The following is a 22,763-nucleotide window of genomic DNA, read 5'->3' as shown; positions in this document are numbered from 1 at the left end:
CATTCATACCGCCGCGTTGACCTGTTTCGGCACCCTGGCGAACACCGCGAGATGTTGGGTCGACTCAGTCCGCTGACAACGTGGCGCACGGCACAATGTCATCGAGGTGTCGACTCGATCAGCTGGAGGACTCAGGTCTGATGACCACCGTGGATTTCCACTTTGACCCTTTGTGCCCGTTCGCCTATCAGACCTCGGTGTGGATCCGTGATGTGCGCGCGCAATTGGGAATCACGATCAACTGGCGGTTTTTCAGCCTCGAGGAGATCAACCTGGTAGCGGGCAAGAAGCACCCGTGGGAGCGAGACTGGTCCTATGGCTGGTCGTTGATGCGGATCGGTGCGCTGCTGCGTCGAACGAACATGTCGTTGCTTGATCGGTGGTATGCAGCGATCGGTCATGAGCTGCACACCCTGGGCGGCAAACCGCATGATCCCGCGGTGGCGCGACGCCTACTGTGCGACGTCGGCGTCAATGCGGCGATTTTGGACGCGGCGCTGGATGATCCGACGACCCACGACGACGTCCGCGCCGACCACCAACGGGTTGTCGCCGCGGGCGGATACGGCGTGCCGACGCTCTTTTTGGACGGACAATGCCTTTTTGGGCCGGTGCTGGTGGACCCGCCTGCTGGACCGGCCGCCCTGAACCTGTGGAGCGTCGTCACGGGCATGGCGGGGCTGCCGCACGTCTACGAACTTCAGCGACCGAAGTCACCAGCCGATGTTGAACTCATTGCCCAGCAGCTACGCCCCTACCTCGATGGGCGCGATTGGGTGAGCATCAATCGCGGGGAGATCGTTGATATCGACCGGCTGGCGGGCCGCTCCTGAGCGGCTACACCGTGGTGATTGGCGGGTACTGCCGGCGATGGGCGGAGCGTTGTCGTCGTTTGGTCGCTATGGCAAGGCGGCGGTCTCGAGTTCCTCGAATGCCGCGCCGGTGTACTGCGCTAGCCGCTGCAGATGCGGCAAGGTGTCACGGCAGCCCAGAAAGCCGAGGACGACCTTGTCCGTGTAGCCGACCAGCGTCACGTTGAGGCCATAGCCGTCACACAGGAACGACATCGGAACAATCACATCCAGCTTGGCGCCCGAAAGATACAACGGGTCCTTCGAGAGCACCACATTGGAGACGGTGAAGTTGAACAGCGGTGGAATCACCCCGAGTGCGCCGGTCTTCTGCCCCACCGCGATCGGCAGCAAGCCGAATACGGAGTAGTGCTGCAAGGCATTTGGTGACATCGCCAGCAGTTCGGCCTTGCCGCGGGTGGTCGACGCCGAGATTGTGGTCAGCCGCGCAACCGGGTCTTCGATCGAGGTGCCCAGCGGCGCGACGAAACCCGAGGCGGCGTTGACCGTGTCTGCGTCGCGCTCGAAGCCGACCGGCACCGAGGCGGTCAGGGTGTTCGTCGGCAGGTCGCCCAGCTCCTGCAGGTAGCGTCGGCAAGCCCCGCCGACAGACGCCAGGATCACGTCGTTGACGGTGCAGTCGGTGGCGTGGGCCACTGCCTTGAGGCGCGGCAGTTTCAGCACTTGCACCGCTAGCCGTCGATGCCGGTTGACGCGGGTGTTAAACGGGGTACGCGGGGTGGTGAGGGCCGCCCGCACCGAGCTGTTGGCGCCCAGCACCATGCTGGATAGCCTTCCGGCCAGTTCGCTGACCGCGGAAACGCCCTCGACCGCCCGCTTCGTCGTGGCGGCGGCCAACACGCTGGCCAAGTCGTAGTCATCGCCGAACGGCTCGGGCTTGCCCGAGCCTGGGGGTGCCTCGGGATCGGTGGTGAGCCAGCTCTTGATCAGGTTCACCCCACCCAATCCGTCGACCGCGCAGTGGTGGGCCTTGAAGTACATGGCGAACTGACGGCCGGTTAGCCCCTCGATGAGGTGCAACTCCCATAGCGGCTTGGCCATGTCAAGTGGGGTCGAATGCAGCCGCTCGACCAACGCGCCGAGATCGCGGCCGGTCCCCGGATAAGGTAGGGCGGACAAGCGGACGTGGTAGCTCGGATCGGGCTGCACCTGCCTCCAGTACGCCATCGACGCGCCGCCGGCGATCACGCTGTCGAACGGGAAGGGCAGGAACGCCAGTTGTGAGATCGCCTCGTACAGGTCGCGGATGAACCTGCGCGGTGCTCCCTTAGGCAGGTCGAAGACCGCAAACGCGCCGATGTGCATTGGCGTGCGCGGCGCCTCCATGCGCGCGAACATCTGATCCAGCGGGCTGAGCAGCTTCACAAGGCCAACCCTAGCGACCTCAACCCCAAAAGCTATGGGATCGCAACCGCGGGGCCCGGCTCACTGCCCGCGTGTTGCGTTGCGTAGACCTCGGCCAGGAATTGCTCCACGGCGATCGCCGTGTGTGCCGCACGTGCCGAGCCGAGCAGGTCGAAAGCGTGCTGGGTAAAGGGCAATTCGGCGTATACCACCGGCTGCTTGCTGACTTGCCGCAGCTGATCGACGAAGCCACGCGCCTGCTGTACGGGAACCAGCGAGTCGTTGCGGCCGTGTAGCACAAAGAATGGGGGAGCGTCGGCGGAAATGTGGGTGACCGGTGAGGCGTCGAGGTAGGACTGCATGTTCGCCGTGCGCGGTTGTTTGACCACCATTCGCTCCAGCAGCGGCAGCATCATCGGGTGCATCGCGTCCTGCAGACGAGTGAAGTCATAGACGCCGTAGAACGGCACGGCTGCCTGCACCCGGGTGTCCGCCTCTTCGAATCCCGGTTGGAATCGTGGGTCATTCGGCGTTAGCGCGGCCAGTGACGACAGGTGGCCGCCGGCCGAACCACCGGTGATGGCGATGAAGTCCGGATCGCCGCCGTATTCGCTGATGTGCGCCTTGACCCACGCCAGGGCGCGCTTGACGTCGATGATGTGATCCGGCCAGGTGTTGCGCGGGCTGTGTCGGTAGTTGATCGCCACGCAGATCCAGCCTAGCTCGGCGAGGTGGCTCATCAGTGGATGCGCCTGTCCGCGTTTGTTTCCGGTGGTCCATGCACCGCCGGGGATCTGAAACAGCACGGGCGCTGTTCCGGTCAGATCTAGATCGGGACGTCGCCAGATATCGAGGTGGTTGGCCCTGCCGTATTCGCCGTAGCTGATGTCGCCATCGTGTGCGTAATCGCGGTAGATCCGCAGCATGCGCAGCGGCCCGGGGGTCTTGGCGGTACCACCGCCGGCTGGGCGGCGCCACAGACCGGCCGAGGCGGTGCGGCGATCGGGCCCCAGGCCGCTGTCTAATGCGGCGGTGAGCTGGGCATCGGCCTGACGGCCTGCGCGACTGAGGTTCAGCAGCCCCAGCGCCGAGAAGGCCGCTACCAGCCAGGAGACCGCCCGCACTGGCCGGGTCAGGCGTTGGGCTGTCAACACCAGCCCGCCGAGCTGGCTCGCCAGCGTCGGTAACGGAAACTCGGTAACCACCAGGCCAATAAACCACGACCACAGCGATGCGAATCCGTTGCGCGCCAGCGGCCTATATGCGTTGATCGTGGCGGCGGCGGTCACTGCCGCTACCACCAAGGCCCCGATTTGCCGGATGACGTGGATGAGTCGAGGAGCGCCCATGTGGTTACCTTACGAGGCCACCCCGCCGTACGAACGGTGGCCAGCGCGTGATGTGGACCCTAAGGGCCCGGCCGCGTGCTCGATCGGCGGCTTGCGAATTGTGCTCGCCAGCCTGCGGTTGGTGGCGGTCGCGGGGTCGTTGTCGGTGATGCCGATTTTCGAGGCACCGCAGTCGACGCTCGCGTGGGGGCATTTTTCGAGCATGGGCCGTCGTCACTAGGGGTCTGAATGTTGTTGGGAACAACCATTGGTTGTGATTTGATCAGGCATGCCGCTCAGCTCTCGTATGCCCGGACTCACCTGCTTCGAAATCTTTCTGGCCATCGCTGAGGCCGGCAGTCTTGGCGGCGCCGCACGCGAACTCGGGTTGACTCAACAAGCTGTGTCAAGGCGGCTCGCATCGATGGAGGCCCAGATCGGGGTGCGATTGGCCATCCGGACGACACGTGGCTCCCAACTCACGCCTGCCGGCATCGTCGTCGCCGAATGGGCGGCCCGCTTGCTCGAAGTCGCCGACGAGATCGATGCCGGCCTCGGCTCGCTGCGCACCGAAGGCCGCCAGCGCATCAGAGTGGTGGCCAGCCAGACGATAGCCGAACAGCTGATGCCGCATTGGATGCTGTCCTTGCGGGCCGCCGACATGCGCCGCGGTGGTACTGTCCCTGAGGTAATCCTGACCGCCACCAATAGCGAGCATGCGATCGCAGCCGTTCGTGACGGCATCGCAGATCTTGGATTCATCGAAAACCCCTGTCCTCCCACGGGATTAGGCAGCGTTGTGGTTGCACGCGACGAACTGGTCGTCGTCGTGCCGCCGGGTCACAAGTGGGCCCGACGGTCACGAGTAGTGAGCGCCCGGGAGCTCGCTCAGACGCCTTTGGTGACTCGCGAACCGAACTCTGGCATCCGCGATTCACTCACCGCGGCGTTACGTGACACGCTCGGGGAGGACATGCAGCAAGCGCCACCGGTGCTGGAATTATCATCGGCTGCGGCCGTGCGGGCCGCGGTCTTGGCCGGCGCTGGACCGGCTGCGATGAGCCGGCTAGCGATAGCCGATGACCTGGCGTTCGGTCGATTACTCGCGGTCGACATCCCCGCGTTGAACCTGCGGCGCCAGCTTCGAGCCATCTGGGTCGGTGGGCGCACCCCGCCGGCGGGTGCGATACGAGACCTGCTCAGCCACATCACTTCCCGCAGCACGTAGGACCTCCGTCCGGCGAGCAGTCGCATAAGCCCCCGCACGCACGGCGTGTCGGGGGCTTTAGCGACTGCTCGCGGAGGTTGCGCTGGGGTTGATGGACCCGGCGTCGTCAGAAAATCGCGCGTAGCGCGACAAGACCGACCGAGGCGAGGATCGCCGCCGAAGGCAGCGTGATGACCCACGCTAGCACGATCGGTTTCATCAGTCCCCAGTTGGTGGACCGGTTTACGATGCCGACGCCGAGGACGGCGCCGATAAGAATGTGCGTGCTGGAAACCGGAAGACCCAGGACCGTGGCTCCCATGACCACCCCGGCGGCCGACAATTCGGCAGCAAACCCCGATGCCGGGTGCATCGTGGTGAGGTTGTGTCCAACGGTGGCGATCACCCGTCGTCCAATGAACCACAACCCCGCGCACAACGCGACGCCGAACGTTACCATGGCCGCGGCAGGCACCGCTGCGTTGCCTTCAATGGCGCCCGTGCGCAGCACATCCAGGATTGCCGCGAACGGCCCGATGGCGTTGGCAATGTCATTGCTGCCGTGGCTGAAGGCGAAGCCCGAGGCCGTAAAGACCTGCATCCAGCTGAACATCAAAAACGTTGACCGTGAAAGTGATTCGCCCCGAAGTGTCTTGGCGAAAATAAAGGTGGCCATCCACACCGCTGCACCGACCATCGCGATGATGAAGTAGTTATTCATCGTGGTAAGGCCCAAGTGCATGTGCTTGAACCCCTTGAACAGCAGCATCGCGACAATGATCATGGATCCGGCGGCGGCGACCAGCGGAACCCAGTTCTGCAGGGCCCGGAACGCGTCGACCGACGATGTCTTGGCGTCGATTTCGTGTAGCTCGCGGTAGTAATCGGATTCCAGTTCGTCGGGATCAAAGTCCTTGCGGTTTGCCGCGACGGCGTCGCGCGCCAGGGCGCCGGTATAGGCGATCTGCTGGATCTCGGTGAGCCGGTCGAACGCCGCCTTGTGGCGCTCGCGGTGTGCGATGCGCTCTTTCTTAATTTCTGTTAGCCGTCGTTCGGCCTGTTCGTTGTACAGCAGGATGTGCCGTTTGATGACGCCGTAGAGCAGGTACGACACCAAGCCGCCCAACACCGGCGACAGCACCCAGGACACCACGATCTGGCCGATTTGATCCCACTGGACCATCCTGAGTGCGGCACCGCCCTGGCCGCTCACCATCCCCAGCGCGATCGCCGCGCCGACGATGCCGCCGATGATCGAGTGTGTGGTCGACACCGGATACCCCATACGGTTAGCAAACAGCAGCCAGAGCGCGGCTGCCGATAGCGCCGACAGCATGATGTTCATGAAGTCGCGTGGGTCGACGGACACCCCGGACAGATCAACGATGCCGCTGCGGATGGTCTCGGTGACGTCGCCGCCGGCGATCACCGCGCCGCTGACCTCGAAGATCGCCGCGACCAGAAGCGCCTGTTTCATGGTCAACGTGCCCGCGCCGACGCTGGTGCCAAACGAGTTGGCGACATCATTGCCGCCGACGTTGAAGGCCATGAACATGCCGACGACGGTGGCGAGCACCAGGATGACTTTGTTCGCGCCGGACCCTGCGTAGTCGAATGCCCACCACGAGAACAGCACGAAAGAACCCGCCAGCAGCAGACTGAACGACAGGTGCCATGGTCGGTCCGGCCCGAGGAAGCCCTCGTGTTGCGGTGTGCGCGCTGCGCGATCCTGAAGTCCGCTAGCCACCAAATGCCCATCCCTGTGGTGTTTGGCATTGTCGCTCATGTCGGCTTGTGTTGGCGATCGAGCGTCAGCAGGCTACGTCATGGCGGCTAGCAACGGGTAAACGCCGGATGAATAACGGTGACCGACGCTGCATCGGACTGACCGGACAGATGCGGGGAAATCGGCTTTGACGACCGGCGGACCGAGCTGTCCACGAAGATGTTGCGCTCGAGACTTGCAGGCCTGTTGGCCGGCCGATGACCGGCCTTGGTCCGGCCGGCTCTTGTCCGTGCTCAGGTGTCTCCGAAGACAACGCCTGGGTTGAGGATGCCCGCCGGATCGAAGCTCTGCTTGATACGGCGCATGAGGCTGATCTTGACCGGGTCTTCCAGCTCGAGGAAATAGCCGGTTTTGGCCCGGCCGACGCCGTGTTCGCCAGAGATCGCGCCACCCAATTCCATTGCGAGAGCAAAGATGTCGGTCATGAGCTTCTTCTTTTTCTCCGGATCCTTGCACGCGATGGCCATGTGTACGTTGCCGTCGCCGGCGTGCCCGCAACCGACCGCGGCACCGTCCGCTGCCGCCGCCAGACCGCGCGCGGTGCTCAGGAATTTTGGCATCGACGCGCGTGGGACGACGGGGTCGATGATGTCGTCGGCGCCGAGTGCTTTTGCCGCCCAGAATGCCTTCTCGCGGGCCTCGATCAGCTTGCGCGCCGAGCCTCCTTCGAGCACGTAGGCGTCCACCGCTCCCAATTCCATGAGCATTTCACCCACCGTCTGAATGTCCTCGAACAGTCGGTCGGCGATGCGGTTCTCAAGCGCCACAAGGAGATAAGCTTCGCAGCTGTCGCGGATCTGGTCCGGAATACCTAGCTCCAGGTTCTGAGTGGAGATGAGTGCGGCCATCGAAGTGTTGTCAATGTACTCCAGGATGTCAGGTGCCAGGCCGCTGGCGAGGATCTTGGGCACCGCCGCCATGACTTGGTCGAAGTCGGCGAACGGGGCGAGCACGCTGGCGTTGTGGTCGAGCCGCGGATGCAGCTTGACGATCACCTCGGTGACCAAGGCCAGGGTGCCCTCCGAGCCGATGATCAGCTGGGTGAGGTCGTAGCCGGTGGACACCTTGGCCATCCTGCCGCCGGTTCGGATGATCTCGCCGGTGGGCAATACCGCTTGCAACCCGAGCACGTTATGGCGGGCCACTCCGTACTTGACCGCGCGCATCCCGCCGGCGTTGGTTCCGACATTCCCGCCGACGCTGGAGGACAGCTCGCCCGGGTAAACCGTGTACCGCAGCCCGGTATCGGCGGTAGCGGCGTCCAGGTCGGTCAACGCCACCCCGGGCTGCACGACGGCGACTTGGTTGGCGGTGTCGACCTCGAGGACCTTGTTCATCCGGTCGAACGAGATCAGCAGCCCACCCTCGACTGGTCGTGCGGCCCCCGACAAGCCGCACCCGGACCCGCGGGCCGTCACCGGCACACCGTTTTCAGAGGCGGCCTTCAGCAGTTGGGCAACCTCTTCGGGGGTGGCCGGCTTGGCGGCATAGGCTGGCTTCTGCGGCGGCCCCGTCAACTCTTCGTCGTGTGCGTAGTCCTCGGGGATTGCGTCGCCGGTCAGCAAATTGGCGTTCCCGACGATTTCGGAAAACCGAGCTGTCATTTCACTCATCGGAGGCCTCACTTTCCAACGCTGCGCTGCGTGCCCGACCGCGACTTACTTTATCGCTGCCGGTGCGGGCAAATCATCGTGGTTGGCTCTCAGCGGTACGGTTCGATACTGTGCGCCGCGCATTGCGCACGTTTCTACGGTGGGGAAAGCCTGAAGGGGACCGATGGTGAAGACGGCTATGTTGGGCGCGGTGGCGCTGGTGATCGCCTTGGGAGGGACTTGCGGTGTGGCGGATGCTTTGCCGCTGGGCCAGACTGACGACCCGATGATTGTCGCGCATCGCGCGGGTACGCGCGATTTTCCCGAGAACACCGTTCTGGCGATTACCAACGCAGTCGCAGCTGGTGTGGATGGCATGTGGCTGACCGTCCAGGTCAGCAGCGATGGCGTGCCGGTGCTGTATCGTCCGTCCGATCTGGCAACGTTGACCGACGGCGCCGGCCCGGTGAATTCGAAGACGGTTCAGCAACTCCAGCAGCTCAACGCGGGATGGAATTTCACCACGCCGGGCGTCGAGGGCCATCCCTACCGGCAACGGGCGACCCCGATACCGACACTGGAGCAAGCCATTGGCGCGACTCCGCCCGATATGACTCTGTTTCTAGACCTCAAGCAGACTCCGCCACAGCCGCTGGTCTCAGCGGTCGCGCAGGTGTTGACCAGGACTGGTGCTGCCGGGCGGTCGATCGTATATTCCACCAACGCTGACATCACGGCTGCAGCCTCGCGGCAGGAGGGACTGCAGGTCGCCGAAAGTCGTGACGTGACCCGCCAGCGCCTTTTCAACATGGCATTGAACCATCACTGTGATCCGCAGCCGGATCCTGGGAAGTGGGCCGGATTCGAGTTGCATCGCGATGTCACCGTCACCGAAGAATTCACGTTGGGGTCCGGTATCTCCGCGGTGAATGCCGAGTTGTGGGACGAGGCCTCGGTCGACTGTTTCAGATCGCAGTCCGGCATGAAGGTCATGGGTTTCGCGGTGAAAACTGTCGACGACTACCGCCTGGCTCACAAAATCGGACTCGATGCGGTACTTGTGGACTCGCCGCTGGCGGCCCAACAATGGCGTCATTAACGTCGCTCGCTGTCAGGGTGCGGTTCATTTGAATTGCGTGCGGTACTGACGATTTCGGAGTTTGGGGGAGGCCCGTACTTTTATTCGGTAGAAGGCAGCGCCTTCGGCCGGTGCAAGGTCGAAATTGTTCTGTCCCAACGCTTGCCAAATCTTGCGGTGATGGCTCGGGTGAGTTTCCGGAAGCCTACCAGAGCACCGGAAGGCGTTCGGGGATGCGTCTTTGGAATCGGGTGCGCCAGACCAATTGGTCGATGGGCACAGCCAGGTCGACGCCGGGCATCTTTTTCAACAGCGCTTCGATGCCGATCTGTGCGTGGCGGCGACCGAGAGCTGATCCAGGACAGAAGTGTTGGCCGCGGCCGAACGCGAGGTGCGAGGTGGGGTTGGGCCGGTCGAGTTCGATGCTGCCCGGGTTAGGGAAGTGCTCGGGATCGAAGTTGGCGCCCTCGAGCAGCACCAGCACCAGCTCCCCCTTGCGGACCAGCACGTCGCCGACCTGGATGTCGGCGGTGGCCAGGCGCGGTAACCCGTCGGCGAAGGAGAGATTGATCCGCAGCAGTTCCTCTACACCGGCCGGGATCAGTTCCGGCTTCTCGTGCAACAAGTTCCGAAGTTGCGGGCGTTGTATCAGCGATATCAGCGCGGTGGTGAGGAAGCTGCCGGTTGAGATGACGCCGGCACCGAAGAAAGTGACGCCGATGGTCGCGAATAGTTCGTCGGAGACGTGCGAGTAGGCGGGATCTTTCCGGAGGCGGCTGAGCTCACCCATGAGGCCGGTCGTGATGTTTGGGTTTTCCAGAATTCCGGCCATGTATTCGATGTCGCGATCCCAGTTGATCTTCGCGGCGGGGATCGGGTCGGCCGAACTCATGAAAGCGATACTCAAGCTACGGAACAGCTTCGGGCCGTCTTCTTGCGGGATGCCCAGAACCTTGCAGTGCAGGGCAGTGGCCAGCGGGTCGGCGAAGTCATTGCGCAGATCGGCTGGTGCGCCCTCGGTAATCAGGTTGTCCAGCAGCGAGTTCGCGGTGTCTCGTAGGAATTGCTCCAACCCGGGTGCCTTGGGTGTGATCGCTTTCATCACCGCCTTGCGCAGTCCCGCGTCGGCGATGTTTCCCATGTTGTTGACCACTTCGGGTGGAACAGTCAGCGCGTTCAGGCGGGGGGCGCCGGCAGCGGCGGTTTCCTTCATGGAAAAACGCCGATCCTCGAGCACCTGTGTGCACAGTGCATACGAGGAGACGAGCCAGGCTTCGGCGCCGGTAATGGTCCGTACCTTGCGGATAGGCTCGCGGGTTCGTAATTCTGCGACGGCGTCAGGAATCCGATCCCCACGTGCAGAGAACGGGACCTCGAGCAGAACGGTCGCGGTCATTCGGCGGGGCTCCCATCAGGGGTAACAATGGCGTGGCCTTGATTGCGCGATGCCCGTAGTCCCGATCCTCGGGCGTAGAGCATTTCGGCGAGGGGCAGTGATTGGTGGTAGCAATTCAACGACGACGGCACTCCGAGAATCGCAGGTGTGTCGAGGAATAGCGGGGCCTCGGCGCAAATGTAGTCCATGCACACCTGCTCTTGAGTAGCCGTCGCCCCCCTGCCGCGGACCCACTTTCGTGGACAGGAAGCGCCGCACTAGGTCCTGGCAGACGGCGCGCAAGTCCTCGTCGTCTTTCAGGCGCGTGAGCAGGTCCGCATGCAGCTCCCGGTATGCCTCGTTGGACTGGAACTCCGACATCGGACGAACGCACAGCCGGGCCCCGGCCGGATCGAGTTCGTTCACCGTGGTGGTGATCTTGGCGCGGACGCCGCGGATGTTTTTGACCGCCTTGCGCCGGGCTTCGATTGCGGAACCGCCTAGCGCTTCGTAACTCTCGGCGACATGGACATCGGTGTAGACGAAGTCCACACGATCAAAATTCGTGAGACCCCAAAGCCCGAGATCCCGTAGGCGCTGGCGGGAGAAGTAACTGTTCCCCGGGGATACCCCGATAACAGCATGATCTCCTTCGGTGTGGATGATCTGACATTGTTGGGTGAATGGCCGAACCAGAAACCCTTCCTGGGCGGTGGCTTCCGGAATGCGCCTGCCTAGCTGAAACCGTGAGTTGGGAGCAGAGTCGTCTCTGGTCCCGCCTGTTATGCCGTCCGCATTTTCGTCATGCGCTGCCGGGGCTGACCGGGGGCTCTGCAAGTCGTCCGTCGGCGAGATCAGCACGCCTGGTTCGGCAGCCACGTATGACATTGTTTTCCTTGGACCATAGGGACGGGGTCGACGCTCGGTGTTGAGGTCAGTGATCAGGGTGCCGGCACGAACTGACAATGTCTATCGCCCGATCGGCCCAGCCTATTGGGTGGATCTCGTGTCCACCAAAAGGGGGATCCAGCTGCTGCCGCTGTGGCGGCGGGTACACTCACATATTTTGCGTATCAGCCTGGACCGGTCTTGTGGTTGACTTGCAGGCTGAGCAGGTCAGATCCGTTGTGACCGAACGGCTGCGCCGGCGGATCGGCCGAGGCGCTCCTATCCTCGCAGGCACGCTGGCTCCCGGCGTTGGTCTAGCCGCACAAAATCGTGAATTCCGGCAATTTACAGGAAGGTCCGCGCCGCCATCGGCCACGATCGCATTTGGCGAGTAGACGCAAAAGCCCCCGACACTCCGTGCGTGCGGGGGCTTTTGCGTCTGTTCGCCGCGCTAGAGCAGTTGAGCAAAGGCGGTGACGACCATAAGCACCAGCACCGCTGTCGCGAGGATGTGGACCTGGCCGCGGGGAGTGATTCGTGCCGGTAGCGGGCGGTGCGAAAGTGCTCGTTGGCGTTGTAGAGCGATCACATAGCAGCACGAGGCCGCAGCACCAGCTAGGCCGGCCGGGATCAGCCCAGCCGGCCCGTCGGCGCCTTGCGTGTCCTTGAGCGTCAGCAACACGCCGTTGACCAGCAACGCAAAGGCCGTCCGGGTCCAGGCCAGCGTCGTCCGTTCGGCCTGCAGCCCGCGATCGCTCGCTGCCGTCGAGTGACGGTTCACCCGGTGATCGCCTTGGCTACCACCAATGCGAGCGCGACGACCCCGACCACGCAGAGCCCCACCGCGAGGTAGCCCGGTGTGGGGTGACGGGGCAATGGCAGGTGCCGGCGCATGGCGCGATCCGCCTGCTGCCAGCGCAGCAGACCCATTCCGCTGGTGAGGATTGCCAAAATCGCGAGCACCACACCGAGCACCTGGCGTGCGCCGGGGATCGTCAGTTCCGGGACGAGCTGCACCAGGGCGACCGCCGCGGCCAGCAGGCCTAGAGCGGTGCGCTGCCAGGCCAGGAAGGTCCGCTCGTTGGCAAGGGTGAACCGGTAGTCGGGTTCGACATCGGTCGCGGTGTCGTTTGAGTCATCAGCCACGAGGCAACCTCGCAGGGCATATCGGGGACAGGCGGTTTGACGTCGGCTGAGTTTAGTCAAGCGCGTGGCTTGCCATGTCGTTATGAGAACATCGCCGGCAGAGGACTAGCCGAAGATCGCCTCAGGTTCGACATTCATTACGATCTCACAATCGCAGTAGCCACCAAACTCTTGTAGGCCCTCGGCCAGCGTCTCCCATTCGATGCGGTGTGATTGGGCCCATCGTTGCGCATGCCGGGCGGTGTGGTCACAAGGCTGTTCGCCGAGTCTCTCGTCGACGTAGTCGAGCAGCTGCTCAAGCTGGTCCTGGTCGATTGTGAGCAAAGCGGTTCGTGCGACGCGCTCAGCGTTCTTGTAGGCGTCGCGAAGAAACCGGCGCCGCGCCTTGTCGGGTGGGGTAGTCATCAGCGAGAACCGTCGCTTTTGGTATTCGGAGCAATCGGAGAAGTCACGGCAACAGACGATACCGGTTGGTGTCGTGTGCCACGCACCCGAACAACGGGTCGTCCGGTCAGCGACGGGCCGACCCGGTGAGCAACTGACCGTTGGCGGGCTGCAGCAAACAGATGACGGTGCTCGGGGTGGGATCGGCCCCGGTTCTATCCTGATGCGAGTCGATGAGATACGCCACCGAGTATGGGCTGGTGTCGACGGATTGGCCTGTGTAGGGCGCAAATCCGGCAGCACAATCACGATTGGCCATGGAAACGACGGCGGCATCGACGGCCACCGGAGCACGCAGGTATACCTCGGCCGATTGCGCTGTCGCGCAATCGACAATCGTGACGGTTATCCGGCTCAGATCCGCCGGCGGCAGGTCGGCCAGGCAGTCGCCGACTTGAAGGTTAATCCAGGTCTCGGTTCGCGCGCTCTGCGGAGCCGGTGTCGGTGAGACGGTAGCGGTCTCCGCAGTTGCGGGTGGGTTTGTCGGATTCATGTTCGTCGACGCAATGCCGCCACGAGCACCGTTGCTGGAGCAGGCCGCCAGCATGGTGACCGCCGACAGGGCGTATAACACATGACGGCCTGGAAGCCGCATCGCAGTCTCCTCGAAAACATAAAGTTAGGCATCGCGATGCCGGCGAGAAAGCACATTCGCGCAAGTCGCGCCTGTTGTGGCCAACGATGCGCGACCCTTAGCGCGGCTAGCGAATTGCCGGGTCGGCGACCAATCAAGTGCGACGCATGCCTACACAGTCGGCCCAGTTTTGGGCGTTCCGCCAACAGGTGGGGTTGACCTCCGCTATGGTGGCCGGGCCGGTATCGGCCGGTCGGAAACGGTTACCGATCACGGCGCCGTTGGTCGGCGCTATCACCAGCCTTGCGCTGGGCAGATTCGCCTGTCCGAACTCCGGGTAACCATCTTATTGCGTTGCGAAACGCTTTGCGAAACTGCGCAATTATTGCGATGCCCGCCGTTACCCTGTGACTGTTCTACGCCTCTCTGAGTTCGGAGGGTCATGACCGCGACACAGTCCCCTCCCGAGCCCGCGCCGGACCGAGTGCGGCTGGCCGGGTGCCCGTTAGCGGGCACGCCCGACGTTGGTCTGACCGCGCAGGACGCGACCACGGCTCTGGGCGTTCCCACGCGCCGGCGCGCGTCATCTGGTGGCATCCCGGTAGCCACCAGCATGTGGCGCGACGCGCAAACTGTGCGAACCTACGGGCCCGCGGTCGCGAAAGCACTTGCGCTGAGGGTCGCCGGGAAGGCTCGGTCCAGGTTGACCGGCCGGCATTGCCGGAAATTTATGCAGCTCACCGACTTTGACCCGTTCGATCCCGCGATTGCCGCTGATCCTTACCCGCATTATCGAGAGCTGTTGGCCGGCGAGCGGGTGCAGTACAACCCCAAGCGCGACGTCTACATTTTGAGCCGATACGCCGACGTCCGCGAGGCTGCGCGTAACCACGACACGTTGTCCAGCGCCCGTGGGGTCACCTTCTCACGGGGGTGGCTGCCGTTTCTGCCGACGTCCGATCCGCCGGCGCACACCCGGATGCGCAAGCAACTGGCACCAGGTATGGCGCGTGGCGCGTTGGAGACGTGGCGCCCGATGGTCGACCAGCTTGCCCGAGAACTGGTCGGCGGGTTACTGACCCAGACGCCCGCGGACGTCGTCTCCACCGTGGCCGCACCGATGCCGATGCGCGCTATCACCAGTGTGCTCGGCGTAGATGGACCGGACGAGGCCGCCTTCTGCCGTTTGTCCAACCAGGCGGTACGGATCACCGACGTTGCCTTGTCAGCCTCCGGGTTGATTTCGCTTGTGCAGGGCTTTGCCGGATTCCGGCGATTGCGTGCACTCTTCACTCATCGGCGTGACAACGGGCTGCTTAGGGAATGCACTGTTCTCGGGAAGCTTGCCACCCATGCCGAGCAAGGTCGACTCAGCGATGACGAATTGTTCTTCTTCGCGGTGTTGCTGCTGGTTGCGGGCTATGAGAGCACTGCTCATATGATTAGCACATTGTTTCTGACGCTGGCCGACTATCCAGATCAGCTGACACTCCTTGCGCAGCAACCAGACCTGATCCCGTCGGCGATCGAGGAGCACCTCCGCTTTATATCGCCAATCCAAAACATCTGCCGCACAACGCGCGTCGACTATTCGGTCGGTCAAGCGGTCATCCCGGCAGGCTCACTGGTGCTGCTGGCATGGGGTGCAGCCAACCGTGACCCGCGCCAGTACGAAGACCCGGATGTCTTTCGCGCCGACCGCAACCCGGTCGGGCATCTCGCGTTCGGCTCCGGCATCCACCTGTGTCCGGGGACCCAGCTGGCGCGCATGGAGGGTCAGGCGATCTTGCGCGAGATCGTCGCCAATATCGACCGAATAGAGGTGGTCGAGCCGCCGACGTGGACGACAAACGCCAACCTTCGCGGCTTGACCCGGTTACGGGTCGCCGTTACCCCCCGCGTCGCACCATGAAGGCTCTCCGTTCGTCGTCTCGACTTTCCCGGTGGCGCGAGTGGGCCGCACCGCTGTGGGTCGGCTGCAACTTCTCGGCCTGGATGCGGCTTTTGATCCGTAACCGCTTCGCCGTGCATCACAGCCGCTGGCACTTCGCGGTCCTCTATACGTTTCTCAGCATGGTCAATTCCTGTCTGGGGTTGTGGCAGAAGATCGTTTTCGGTAGGCGAGTGGCCGAAACGGTGATCGCCGATCCGCCAATCTTCATTGTTGGGCATTGGCGTACCGGCACCACCTTGCTGCATGAACTGTTGGTCGTCGATGATCGCCACACCGGTCCCACCGGCTACGAATGCCTTGCGCCACACCATTTTCTACTGACCGAGTGGTTTGCGCCATATGTGGAATTCCTGGTATCGAAGCATCGGGCAATGGACAACATGGATTTGAGCTTGCATCACCCGCAGGAAGACGAGTTCGTGTGGTGTATGCAGGGCCTGCCGTCGCCGTATCTGACCATCGCATTCCCGAACCGGCCGCCCCAGTATGAGGAGTACCTGGATCTAGAGCAGGTGGCACCGCGAGAACTAGAAATCTGGAAACGGACCCTGTTCCGGTTCGTTCAGCAGGTGTACTTCCGCCGTCGCAAGACGGTGATCCTCAAGAATCCAACGCATAGTTTTCGAATCAAGGTGCTGCTGGAGGTATTCCCGCAAGCGAAGTTCATCCACATCGTCCGAGATCCCTATGTGGTCTATCCATCAACCATCCATCTTCATAAGGCGCTGTACCGCATACATGGCTTGCAACAACCGACGTTCGACGGGTTGGACGACAAGGTCGTGTCGACCTACGTCGACCTATACCGAAAGTTGGACGAAGGCCGAGAACTCGTTGACCCCACACGCTTTTACGAATTGCGTTATGAGGATTTGATCGGTGATCCCGAGGGACAGCTGCGCCGGCTATACCAGCACCTGGGACTGGGCGACTTCGAGTGTTACCTGCCGCGTCTGCGGCAATACCTAGCTGACCATGCGGACTACAAAACCAACAGCTATCAACTGACCGTCGAGCAGCGTGCGATTGTCGATGAGCACTGGGGCGAGATCATCGACCGCTACGGCTACGATCGTCACACACCTGAGCCGGCACGTCTTCGGCCTGCGGTTGGCGGCTGATCAAGCCGCCTTTGGCTCTCGACCGCACTCGAACGCGTCGGCAGCGGTCATGCCAGACGGGGCGTCTCGCCAACATCATCCTGTTCGGCCACCGCGAGTCGTTTGTGCGCTTGATCCGCTACCCAAAACAGGCCGGCACCGATCGGTGCCTACCGGTCCGCCAGTGGGTGGGCGACAACGCTTCCTGTGTAGTGCAAATCCCACAGCCACCGGGAATGGCGCACCATATACCCGCCGAGCCACGTTCGGCCTTTCAGGACCACGTAACTGGCAGCGTCTTGATTCCGTGAATGAACTGCGACAACAGCCGTGCGGGCTCCTCGGTCGCGACGACGTCGGGCATCTGCCTGCGTAGTTCGTCGAACGCGACCCTGATCTCCCGACGCGCTAGGTTGGCGCCCAGGCAGAAATGGGCGCCACCGCCACCGAAACCGAGATGCGGATTGGGGTTGCGTGCTAGGTCGAATGTCCAGGGATCGGCGAACTTTGACTCGTCCCGGTTGGCCGAGCAATACCACAGGGAGACCTTGTCACCGGCGGCCATCTTGGTGCCGCGCAACTCAATGTCTTGGGTCAGGGTGCGGCGCATGTAGACCACCGGGGAGGCCCACCGCACGATCTCCTCGACCGCGGTGGGCGCCAGGCCGTCGAAGTCAGACCACCACCTGTCCCGTTGCTCGGGATAGCGGGACAGTGCCAGCACGCCGTGAGTGATCGCGTTGCGCGTCGTCTCGTTGCCGGCCACCACCAGCAGGATGAAGAACGACGCGATCTCCCTCGACGACAGCCGCTCGCCGTCGACCTCGGCTTCGACCAGGCTGCTGGTCAGATCGTCGTGGTGGTTGACCCGGCGGTCTTCGGCCAGCGCGGTGGCGTAGGCGCCGATGTCCGCCGAAACCTGCATGAACTCGTCGAAATCGGTGGCCAGATCGGGATCGCCGAAGCCGAGAATGACGTTGGTCCAGTGAAAAATGCGCTGATGGTCCGCCTTGGGAATCCCCATCATGTCACAGATAATCTGCAGCGGCAGTGGACCTGCGAGTTCGCTGACCAGATCGGCCTGCCGGTCGGGATTATTGGCGATCATCGATGAGACCAACCGATGGGCCCGGTCACGCACGGCTGCTTCGATGCGGGCTACCACCTTCGGGGTGAAGGCTCGGCTGACAATCGAGCGCAGCCGCTGATGGCGCGGATCGTCGAGCACGATCATCGAGCCGAAGTATTCGGCTAACTCTGGTGTCTGGTCGTTGATCGTGATGTTGGGGTACGAACTGAAAATGTCCGGATGACGGCTGGCGTAGAAGACATCGTCGTACTTGGTGAGCGCCCAATGCCCATTGCCCGCGACAAACCCGGGCAGCTCGATCGTGGGCCAGAACGAGATCGGCGCCTCGCGGCGCAAGGTGGCGAAGGCGCCATCGCGAACGTCGTCATCGAGTGCCCAGAAATCCAGGGAACCCAGTTCAATATCGGCGATCGGCACCTCCGGCGGCGGCGTGCCATTCACCCGAGTCGCGATCGCCGTGTTGAGGCCCATCGAGATCCTCCTGCCCCCTTCGCCCTTGAAGGGGTAATACTGGCGAGCCTAGACCGGTTGACCGTCCTTGGCCGCCACTTACCTGGATCGGTGGCAGTCGTGCTTGTTGGCGTGCCGGTCAAGCATGTTGTCGCATACCAACCTGCTGTTCCGTTGGGCCGCCTGATCGCTTCTTTAGCTCGGTGCTACGCGGGGTAGTCGGATCGCGAACATCATCACCAGGGCCATCAGTTCAAGTGCGATCACCACCACAACGAGCGTGCCGATGGAGATGTCGTACAGCCAGCCGATGAGGGCGCCGCCCCCGGCGGTCGCAGCGCCCAGCCCTGCGGCGAACACGCCGTAGGCGCTGGCCCGCCGTGGGCTGGCGACCAGGTCGGCCACCACGCCGCGCAGCGTGGACTCTTGTATTCCGACCGCTGCGCCCCACACCAACGTGCCAATGACCACCATTGTGACGTTGTCCGTGAAGGCGAATAGCACCACCAGAATCGACAGAATCGGCAGAACGGCAAGGGTTTTCGCGCCATATCTGTCATAGCTGAAGCCTGAGGCCAAGGCCGTCAGCGCATCTGCGGCCATTGCGGCCGCATAGACCACCGGGACCATGGCGGCGGCCAGCACGCCGTGGCTGACCATGTGAAACGACAGCAACCCGAACGTGCCAAACCCCAGCATGGTGATCGCGGTGAACCCGCAGTACAGCCAGAACTGCGCCGGCAGCGCCCAGGGTCGCGGCGCCGAAGGATTACCGAGGACAACCGGACAGTCCTCGTAGGACTCCGGGCGGGGCACCCGACGCTGCAGCCACAGCAACAGAGCAAGGGCGGCACCGCCGGGCAGGGTCAGCACGCCGAGCGCGGGCGCATAGGCATTCCCGGTGATCGCGAGCATCCCGGCAACGGTGAGAGGGCCGATCATCGCACCGACCTGGTCCAGCGCCTCGTGCACGGCGAAACCGCGGCCTCGGCCGGTCACACTGGCCGCGTGCGACAGCAGGGTGTCTTTGGCGGGGCCGCGCACAGCTTTCCCGACTCGCTCGGCGATGACCAACGCGCACGCCACCCACAGGGCGCCCGCGATGCCGAGCAGCGGAACCGTTACCACCGTCAGGGTGTAGCCGGCGATGGTCCAGGCCCAAAACCGTCGGCTTCGATCGGCCAATGGCCCCGACACCAGCCGCAAGCCCAAGGCGGCGGCCTCACCGACGCCGGTGACGACTCCGACCACCAGTCCGGTCGCTCCCAACGAAGCCAGCAGCGGGCCGGTGATCGAACGGGCCCCTTCATACACGACGTCGGCGAGCAGGCTGACCACCCCGAACACTGTGACGAATCGCCACGCGCTCAATGCCGGACGGGTGGCGCCGATGCGGCTCAACGCGACATCACCGTTCGCACCCACCAGATGCTAGGTGGCGTACGAACGCCAGGTTTAGGGTGAAGCTGGGATTGCTGAGTGGGGAGGTTGCTGCCGACGGCCGAACTCATTTCTCAACACGGCTCCAAGCCGGTAGGCATCGTCGCCACCGACGACATCGAGGCCTTGGCCTAGCCGCTGGGATTACTGGAGCCCGGCTGCCTTACCGCGCCGGAGGTCCCGTTGGTCGCCAGCATGGGCACCATTTGCTGACCAACCGGGCGTTGCGGCAATGTCGCTATCCAGATCACCGGCGCCCACATTGGCTATAGGTATGACGGAAAATTCGAGGTAGGCGGTTGCGACGAGCCGCCGGACACGGGGATTGGGCCATATGGCAACAGGGGCGAGACCGGCATTAGGCTTGTCGATCGGTGTCACCAACCTAGCGGCTGTGGCTGCCGATCACTCCATCACACGTAAACCCGTGCTGACGCTGTATCGACAGCGCCCGCCCGAGGTCGGTGTGCCATCGGAGAACCCGAGGCTGGACGAGCCAGGCCTGGTGATCACCGACTTCGTAGACCGGGTGGGAGATTCGGTCGGCATCGTGGCTGCCGACGGCTCGGTGTACCGCAGCGAGGCGCTAGTGGCTGACGCACTGCTGGCGCTGGCCTACACCGCTACCGGCGGTCGTGCTCTTCCCGGAAGTGTCACGGTGACCTATCCCGCCCACTGGGGGCCGGCTGCGGTAGCAGCGTTGGATAGCGCGCTGCGTCGGGCCTCGGAATGGTCGCACGGGACTTCGAGTACGGCCCAGCCACTGTCACTGCTCCCTGACGCCGCGGCAGCGCTGTACGCGATACGGGCCGACCCGGGCATACCGGCCCGTGGGATCGTCGCGGTATGCGACTTCGGTGGCAGCGGGACCGGCATCACGCTCGTCGACGCCGCAGACGAGTATCGGCCGGTGGCCGCGACGGTGCGCCATCAGGCTTTCTCCGGCGATCTGATCGATCAGTCGCTGTTGAGCTACGTCATGTCCGAACTACCGGGCACGGGCGCGTTCGATCCAGCCGGCACCTCGGCGATCGGCTCACTGACTAAGCTGCGGATCGAATGTCGCAAAGCCAAGGAACGGCTTTCGTCAAGCACGGTGACCACGCTGACCGACGCGTTGGGCGGGGATATCCGGTTGACCCGCAACGAGCTCGAGGACACAATCCGTGACTCGCTGGACAGCGTGGGCAGGGCCTTGGAACAAACCCTGGCCCGCAGCGGAATTCGCACGGCCGAGCTGGTAGCGATCGTTTCGGTGGGTGGTGGTGCAAATATCCCGGCAGTCACCACGACGCTGTCCGGACGTTTCTGCGTGCCGGTGGTCAGGACGCCTCGTCCGCAATTGACGGCCGCTTTCGGCGGCGCGTTGTGGGCGGCACGCAGACCCGGCGACACCAGCGCAACGGTGCTGACCGCGGTCACCTCGGCGACGGCGACGGCGCCGGCCGATGCGCCGGCGTCGGTCCTGCAGCCGGCTTTGGCCTGGTCGGAGGCCGACGAGGACTCCCACATCGGGCCGGCCCCTGGCTACACAGCGGCCCGCCCGTCGCTGAGCTTCGACCACGATGCCCATGCGGAGCCCGAGCCCAAGTCCCCGCCAATCCCGTGGTATCGCCTGCCGGCCGTGATCATCACCGGCACGACGGTGGCGGTGTTGCTGGTGGGTGCCGCCGTGGCGATCGGGTTGTCCACCGGCGACCAGCCGACGGCGCCGGGGACCCCGCAGAGGCCGGGTGTGACCACGACCGCCGCACCGCCCCCGTCCCCAGCGCCGGCATCCGATGGCCCCACTACCGAGCCCGCACCTCCCGTACAGGCGCCAGCCACCGGTGGGCCCGCGCCGCCGCTGCAGCAGCCGTTGCCGCCTCCGCCGACAACGACGAATACGCAACCGGCGGTGACCACCGATGTCATCACTCCGGCACCGACGACCCCCGCTTCCGCGCCGCCGGCGACCACGCAGCCGCCGGCGACCACGCAGCCGCCGGCGACCACGTCCCCCAGCCCTCCACCGATCCCGCCGATCCCACCGATTCCGGAGATTCCGCAGCTCCCCCCCGGAATACCTCAGGTTCCCGGGATCGGGCAGTTCAGCGCGATTTCGGGTAGCTGACACCGGTGAGCTGCTCGGAGACCTCCCAAAGTCGCTTGCTATCGGCGTCGTTGCGGGCGGCTGCGGGAACCTTGGCCTCTCGCACACCACCGCCGGCGACCTCGTAGCGGCCGCGGGGGCCATAGAACGCGCCACCGTCGGCTTGCGGGGTGGCGGCTGCATACAGCGCGGGCAAGATCCCCTCTTCGATCTCCTGCCAGAGGAACGGTGCGAAACGCCAGGACGTCTTGTACAAGCGTTCCATCAGCGCCGGCTTGTCGCGGCCATGGGACGGTCCCGCGATCTGCAGGTTGGTCTTGGTCAAGCCAGGATGCGCGGCATTGGAGATGATGCCCCAGCCGGCCGCGCGGCTGCGGCGGTCCAGCTCGCGGGCGAACATCAAGACCGCCAGCTTCGACTGGCCATAGGCCGTCATCGGGGCGTACGACCTCTCGAACTGTAGGTCGTCGAAGTGGATGCGGCCGCGGCGGGCCGCCAAGCTGCTCAACGAGACGACCCTCGCGCGCTGTGCCGCGCGCAACAGCGGCAGCAGGTGTGCGGTTAGCGCGAAGTGTCCGAGATGGTTGCTGCCGAACTGCAATTCGAAGCCGTCGGCAGTGGTAACGCGTTCCGGTGGGGTCATGACGCCGGCGTTGTTGATCAGCAGGTCGATCGGCCGCCCGTCAGCCATGAGCTGTTCCCCCAACGCGGCGACGGACGCCAACGATGACAGGTCGAGGGCCTTGATGGTCAGCTTCGCATCCGGAACCGCGGTCCGGATTTCCTCGACCGCCGCCTCGCCCTTGGCGCGATTGCGGATCGCCATGATTACGTCGGCGCCAGCCGCCGACAGCCGCCGGGCCAGCCCGAAGCCTAGACCGCTGTTGGCGCCGGTGATGATTGCCAGCTTCCCGGAAAGATCGGGCACCGTGGCGACCAGATCCTTGGCCATGCAAATCACTCCCTTTCTGGCGGGGACTGCCGGTCTTAGTCTGCTCTTTTC

23 protein-coding genes and 1 pseudogene are annotated in these 22,763 nt (G+C 63.8%); 10 read left to right on the top strand and 14 right to left on the bottom strand.

Annotation, left to right across the window (positions count from 1 at the left end):
• Positions 1-140 precede the first annotated feature (140 nt).
• Positions 141-833, top strand: a complete 693-nt coding sequence (locus FF952_RS12100) for a mycothiol-dependent nitroreductase Rv2466c family protein (protein WP_003411707.1) — start codon at positions 141-143, stop codon at positions 831-833.
• 66 nt (positions 834-899) lie between these two features.
• Here FF952_RS12100 and FF952_RS12095 read toward each other — a convergent pair whose 3' ends face one another.
• Both FF952_RS12095 and FF952_RS12090 read right to left on the bottom strand, forming a co-directional pair.
• On the bottom strand, positions 900-2,237 hold the full coding sequence (locus FF952_RS12095) for a WS/DGAT/MGAT family O-acyltransferase (protein WP_003411704.1): 1,338 nt from the start codon (positions 2,235-2,237) through the stop codon (positions 900-902).
• A 32-nt stretch (positions 2,238-2,269) separates the two neighbouring features.
• Positions 2,270-3,565 carry an alpha/beta hydrolase gene (locus FF952_RS12090; RefSeq protein WP_003899248.1) on the bottom strand — a complete coding sequence of 432 codons (1,296 nt, stop codon included), beginning with the start codon at positions 3,563-3,565 and terminating at the stop codon, positions 2,270-2,272.
• On the opposite strand from FF952_RS12090, the gene FF952_RS20990 reads away from it, so the two are divergent.
• Positions 3,564-3,785, top strand: a complete 222-nt coding sequence (locus FF952_RS20990; RefSeq protein WP_015385286.1) for a hypothetical protein — start codon at positions 3,564-3,566, stop codon at positions 3,783-3,785. The genes FF952_RS12090 and FF952_RS20990 overlap by 2 nt on opposite strands.
• 48 nt (positions 3,786-3,833) lie before the next feature.
• Complete coding sequence (locus FF952_RS12080) at positions 3,834-4,772, top strand: LysR family transcriptional regulator (protein WP_003411696.1); 939 nt, start codon at positions 3,834-3,836, stop codon at positions 4,770-4,772.
• A gap of 106 nt (positions 4,773-4,878) precedes the next feature.
• Here the strand turns inward: FF952_RS12080 and FF952_RS12075 are convergent, their stop codons facing one another.
• Positions 4,879-6,537, bottom strand: coding sequence for an inorganic phosphate transporter (locus FF952_RS12075; RefSeq protein WP_003411694.1), 1,659 nt, complete (start codon positions 6,535-6,537; stop codon positions 4,879-4,881).
• Positions 6,538-6,770: 233 nt separating this feature from the next.
• Positions 6,771-8,150 carry an FAD-binding oxidoreductase gene (locus FF952_RS12070; RefSeq protein WP_003904814.1) on the bottom strand — a complete coding sequence of 460 codons (1,380 nt, stop codon included), beginning with the start codon at positions 8,148-8,150 and terminating at the stop codon, positions 6,771-6,773.
• A 178-nt stretch (positions 8,151-8,328) separates the two neighbouring features.
• Here FF952_RS12070 and FF952_RS12065 point away from each other — a divergent pair, with 178 nt between their 5' ends.
• A complete protein-coding gene (locus tag FF952_RS12065; protein WP_003411688.1) occupies positions 8,329-9,228 on the top strand; it encodes a glycerophosphodiester phosphodiesterase family protein in 900 nt (299 codons plus the stop codon).
• Between the two features lie 184 nt (positions 9,229-9,412).
• On the opposite strand, the gene cyp121 is transcribed toward FF952_RS12065, so the two are convergent.
• The 3 genes and pseudogenes from cyp121 to FF952_RS12050 form a co-directional block, all read right to left on the bottom strand.
• Entirely contained in the window at positions 9,413-10,603 is a 1,191-nt protein-coding gene (gene cyp121, locus FF952_RS12060) for a mycocyclosin synthase Cyp121 (protein WP_003411685.1), read from the bottom strand.
• Positions 10,600-10,791 (bottom strand): tRNA-dependent cyclodipeptide synthase, encoded by a 192-nt coding sequence (locus FF952_RS12055; RefSeq protein WP_250575614.1) that lies wholly within the window; start codon positions 10,789-10,791, stop codon positions 10,600-10,602. Before FF952_RS12055 ends, cyp121 begins: the two co-directional genes overlap by 4 nt.
• 100 nt (positions 10,792-10,891) lie before the next feature.
• Positions 10,892-11,245 (bottom strand): annotated as a pseudogene (locus FF952_RS12050) (tRNA-dependent cyclodipeptide synthase); the annotation flags it as partial.
• 20 nt (positions 11,246-11,265) lie between these two features.
• Here FF952_RS12050 and mazE8 point away from each other — a divergent pair.
• A complete protein-coding gene (mazE8, locus tag FF952_RS12045) occupies positions 11,266-11,514 on the top strand; it encodes a type II toxin-antitoxin system antitoxin MazE8 (RefSeq protein WP_003903832.1) in 249 nt (82 codons plus the stop codon).
• 33 nt (positions 11,515-11,547) lie between these two features.
• Positions 11,548-11,865 (top strand): toxin MazF8, encoded by a 318-nt coding sequence (locus FF952_RS12040; protein WP_003903830.1) that lies wholly within the window; start codon positions 11,548-11,550, stop codon positions 11,863-11,865.
• 56 nt (positions 11,866-11,921) lie between these two features.
• On the opposite strand, the gene FF952_RS12035 is transcribed toward FF952_RS12040, so the two are convergent.
• The 4 genes from FF952_RS12035 to FF952_RS12020 all read right to left on the bottom strand — a co-directional run bounded on the left by FF952_RS12035 (position 11,922) and on the right by FF952_RS12020 (position 13,655).
• Positions 11,922-12,251 (bottom strand): DUF202 domain-containing protein, encoded by a 330-nt coding sequence (locus FF952_RS12035; protein ID WP_003411678.1) that lies wholly within the window; start codon positions 12,249-12,251, stop codon positions 11,922-11,924.
• A complete protein-coding gene (locus tag FF952_RS12030; protein WP_003411674.1) occupies positions 12,248-12,616 on the bottom strand; it encodes a YidH family protein in 369 nt (122 codons plus the stop codon). The genes FF952_RS12035 and FF952_RS12030 overlap by 4 nt, the downstream gene beginning before the upstream one ends.
• 105 nt (positions 12,617-12,721) lie before the next feature.
• Positions 12,722-13,021 carry a DUF2695 domain-containing protein gene (locus FF952_RS12025; RefSeq protein WP_003899242.1) on the bottom strand — a complete coding sequence of 100 codons (300 nt, stop codon included), beginning with the start codon at positions 13,019-13,021 and terminating at the stop codon, positions 12,722-12,724.
• 106 nt (positions 13,022-13,127) lie between these two features.
• Positions 13,128-13,655, bottom strand: coding sequence for a hypothetical protein (locus tag FF952_RS12020; RefSeq protein ID WP_003903829.1), 528 nt, complete (start codon positions 13,653-13,655; stop codon positions 13,128-13,130).
• A gap of 76 nt (positions 13,656-13,731) precedes the next feature.
• Between FF952_RS12020 and FF952_RS12015 the strand changes: the two genes are divergently transcribed.
• The 3 genes from FF952_RS12015 to FF952_RS12005 are packed head-to-tail and all read left to right on the top strand — an operon-like array spanning position 13,732 to position 16,709.
• Positions 13,732-14,064 carry a hypothetical protein gene (locus tag FF952_RS12015; RefSeq protein WP_003902155.1) on the top strand — a complete coding sequence of 111 codons (333 nt, stop codon included), beginning with the start codon at positions 13,732-13,734 and terminating at the stop codon, positions 14,062-14,064.
• Between the two features lie 12 nt (positions 14,065-14,076).
• A complete protein-coding gene (locus tag FF952_RS12010) occupies positions 14,077-15,546 on the top strand; it encodes a cytochrome P450 (protein ID WP_003411663.1) in 1,470 nt (489 codons plus the stop codon).
• Positions 15,543-16,709, top strand: coding sequence for a sulfotransferase family protein (locus FF952_RS12005; protein ID WP_003411661.1), 1,167 nt, complete (start codon positions 15,543-15,545; stop codon positions 16,707-16,709). Before FF952_RS12010 ends, FF952_RS12005 begins: the two co-directional genes overlap by 4 nt.
• Positions 16,710-16,962: 253 nt before the next feature.
• Here the strand turns inward: FF952_RS12005 and cyp124 are convergent, their stop codons facing one another.
• Positions 16,963-18,249, bottom strand: a complete 1,287-nt coding sequence (cyp124, locus tag FF952_RS12000) for a methyl-branched lipid omega-hydroxylase Cyp124 (protein ID WP_003411654.1) — start codon at positions 18,247-18,249, stop codon at positions 16,963-16,965.
• A gap of 174 nt (positions 18,250-18,423) precedes the next feature.
• Positions 18,424-19,653 carry an MFS transporter gene (locus FF952_RS11995; protein ID WP_003904812.1) on the bottom strand — a complete coding sequence of 410 codons (1,230 nt, stop codon included), beginning with the start codon at positions 19,651-19,653 and terminating at the stop codon, positions 18,424-18,426.
• A 349-nt stretch (positions 19,654-20,002) separates the two neighbouring features.
• On the opposite strand from FF952_RS11995, the gene FF952_RS11990 reads away from it, so the two are divergent.
• Entirely contained in the window at positions 20,003-21,781 is a 1,779-nt protein-coding gene (locus tag FF952_RS11990; protein WP_003899240.1) for an Hsp70 family protein, read from the top strand.
• On the opposite strand, the gene FF952_RS11985 is transcribed toward FF952_RS11990, so the two are convergent.
• Positions 21,759-22,712, bottom strand: coding sequence for an SDR family oxidoreductase (locus FF952_RS11985; protein ID WP_003899238.1), 954 nt, complete (start codon positions 22,710-22,712; stop codon positions 21,759-21,761). The genes FF952_RS11990 and FF952_RS11985 overlap by 23 nt on opposite strands.
• Positions 22,713-22,763: the final 51 nt, after the last annotated feature.

This window comes from Mycobacterium tuberculosis complex sp. N0072 (assembly GCF_030323725.1).
Lineage (GTDB): Bacteria > Actinomycetota > Actinomycetes > Mycobacteriales > Mycobacteriaceae > Mycobacterium > Mycobacterium tuberculosis.
This window is presented reverse-complemented; position numbering and strand designations above follow the sequence as displayed.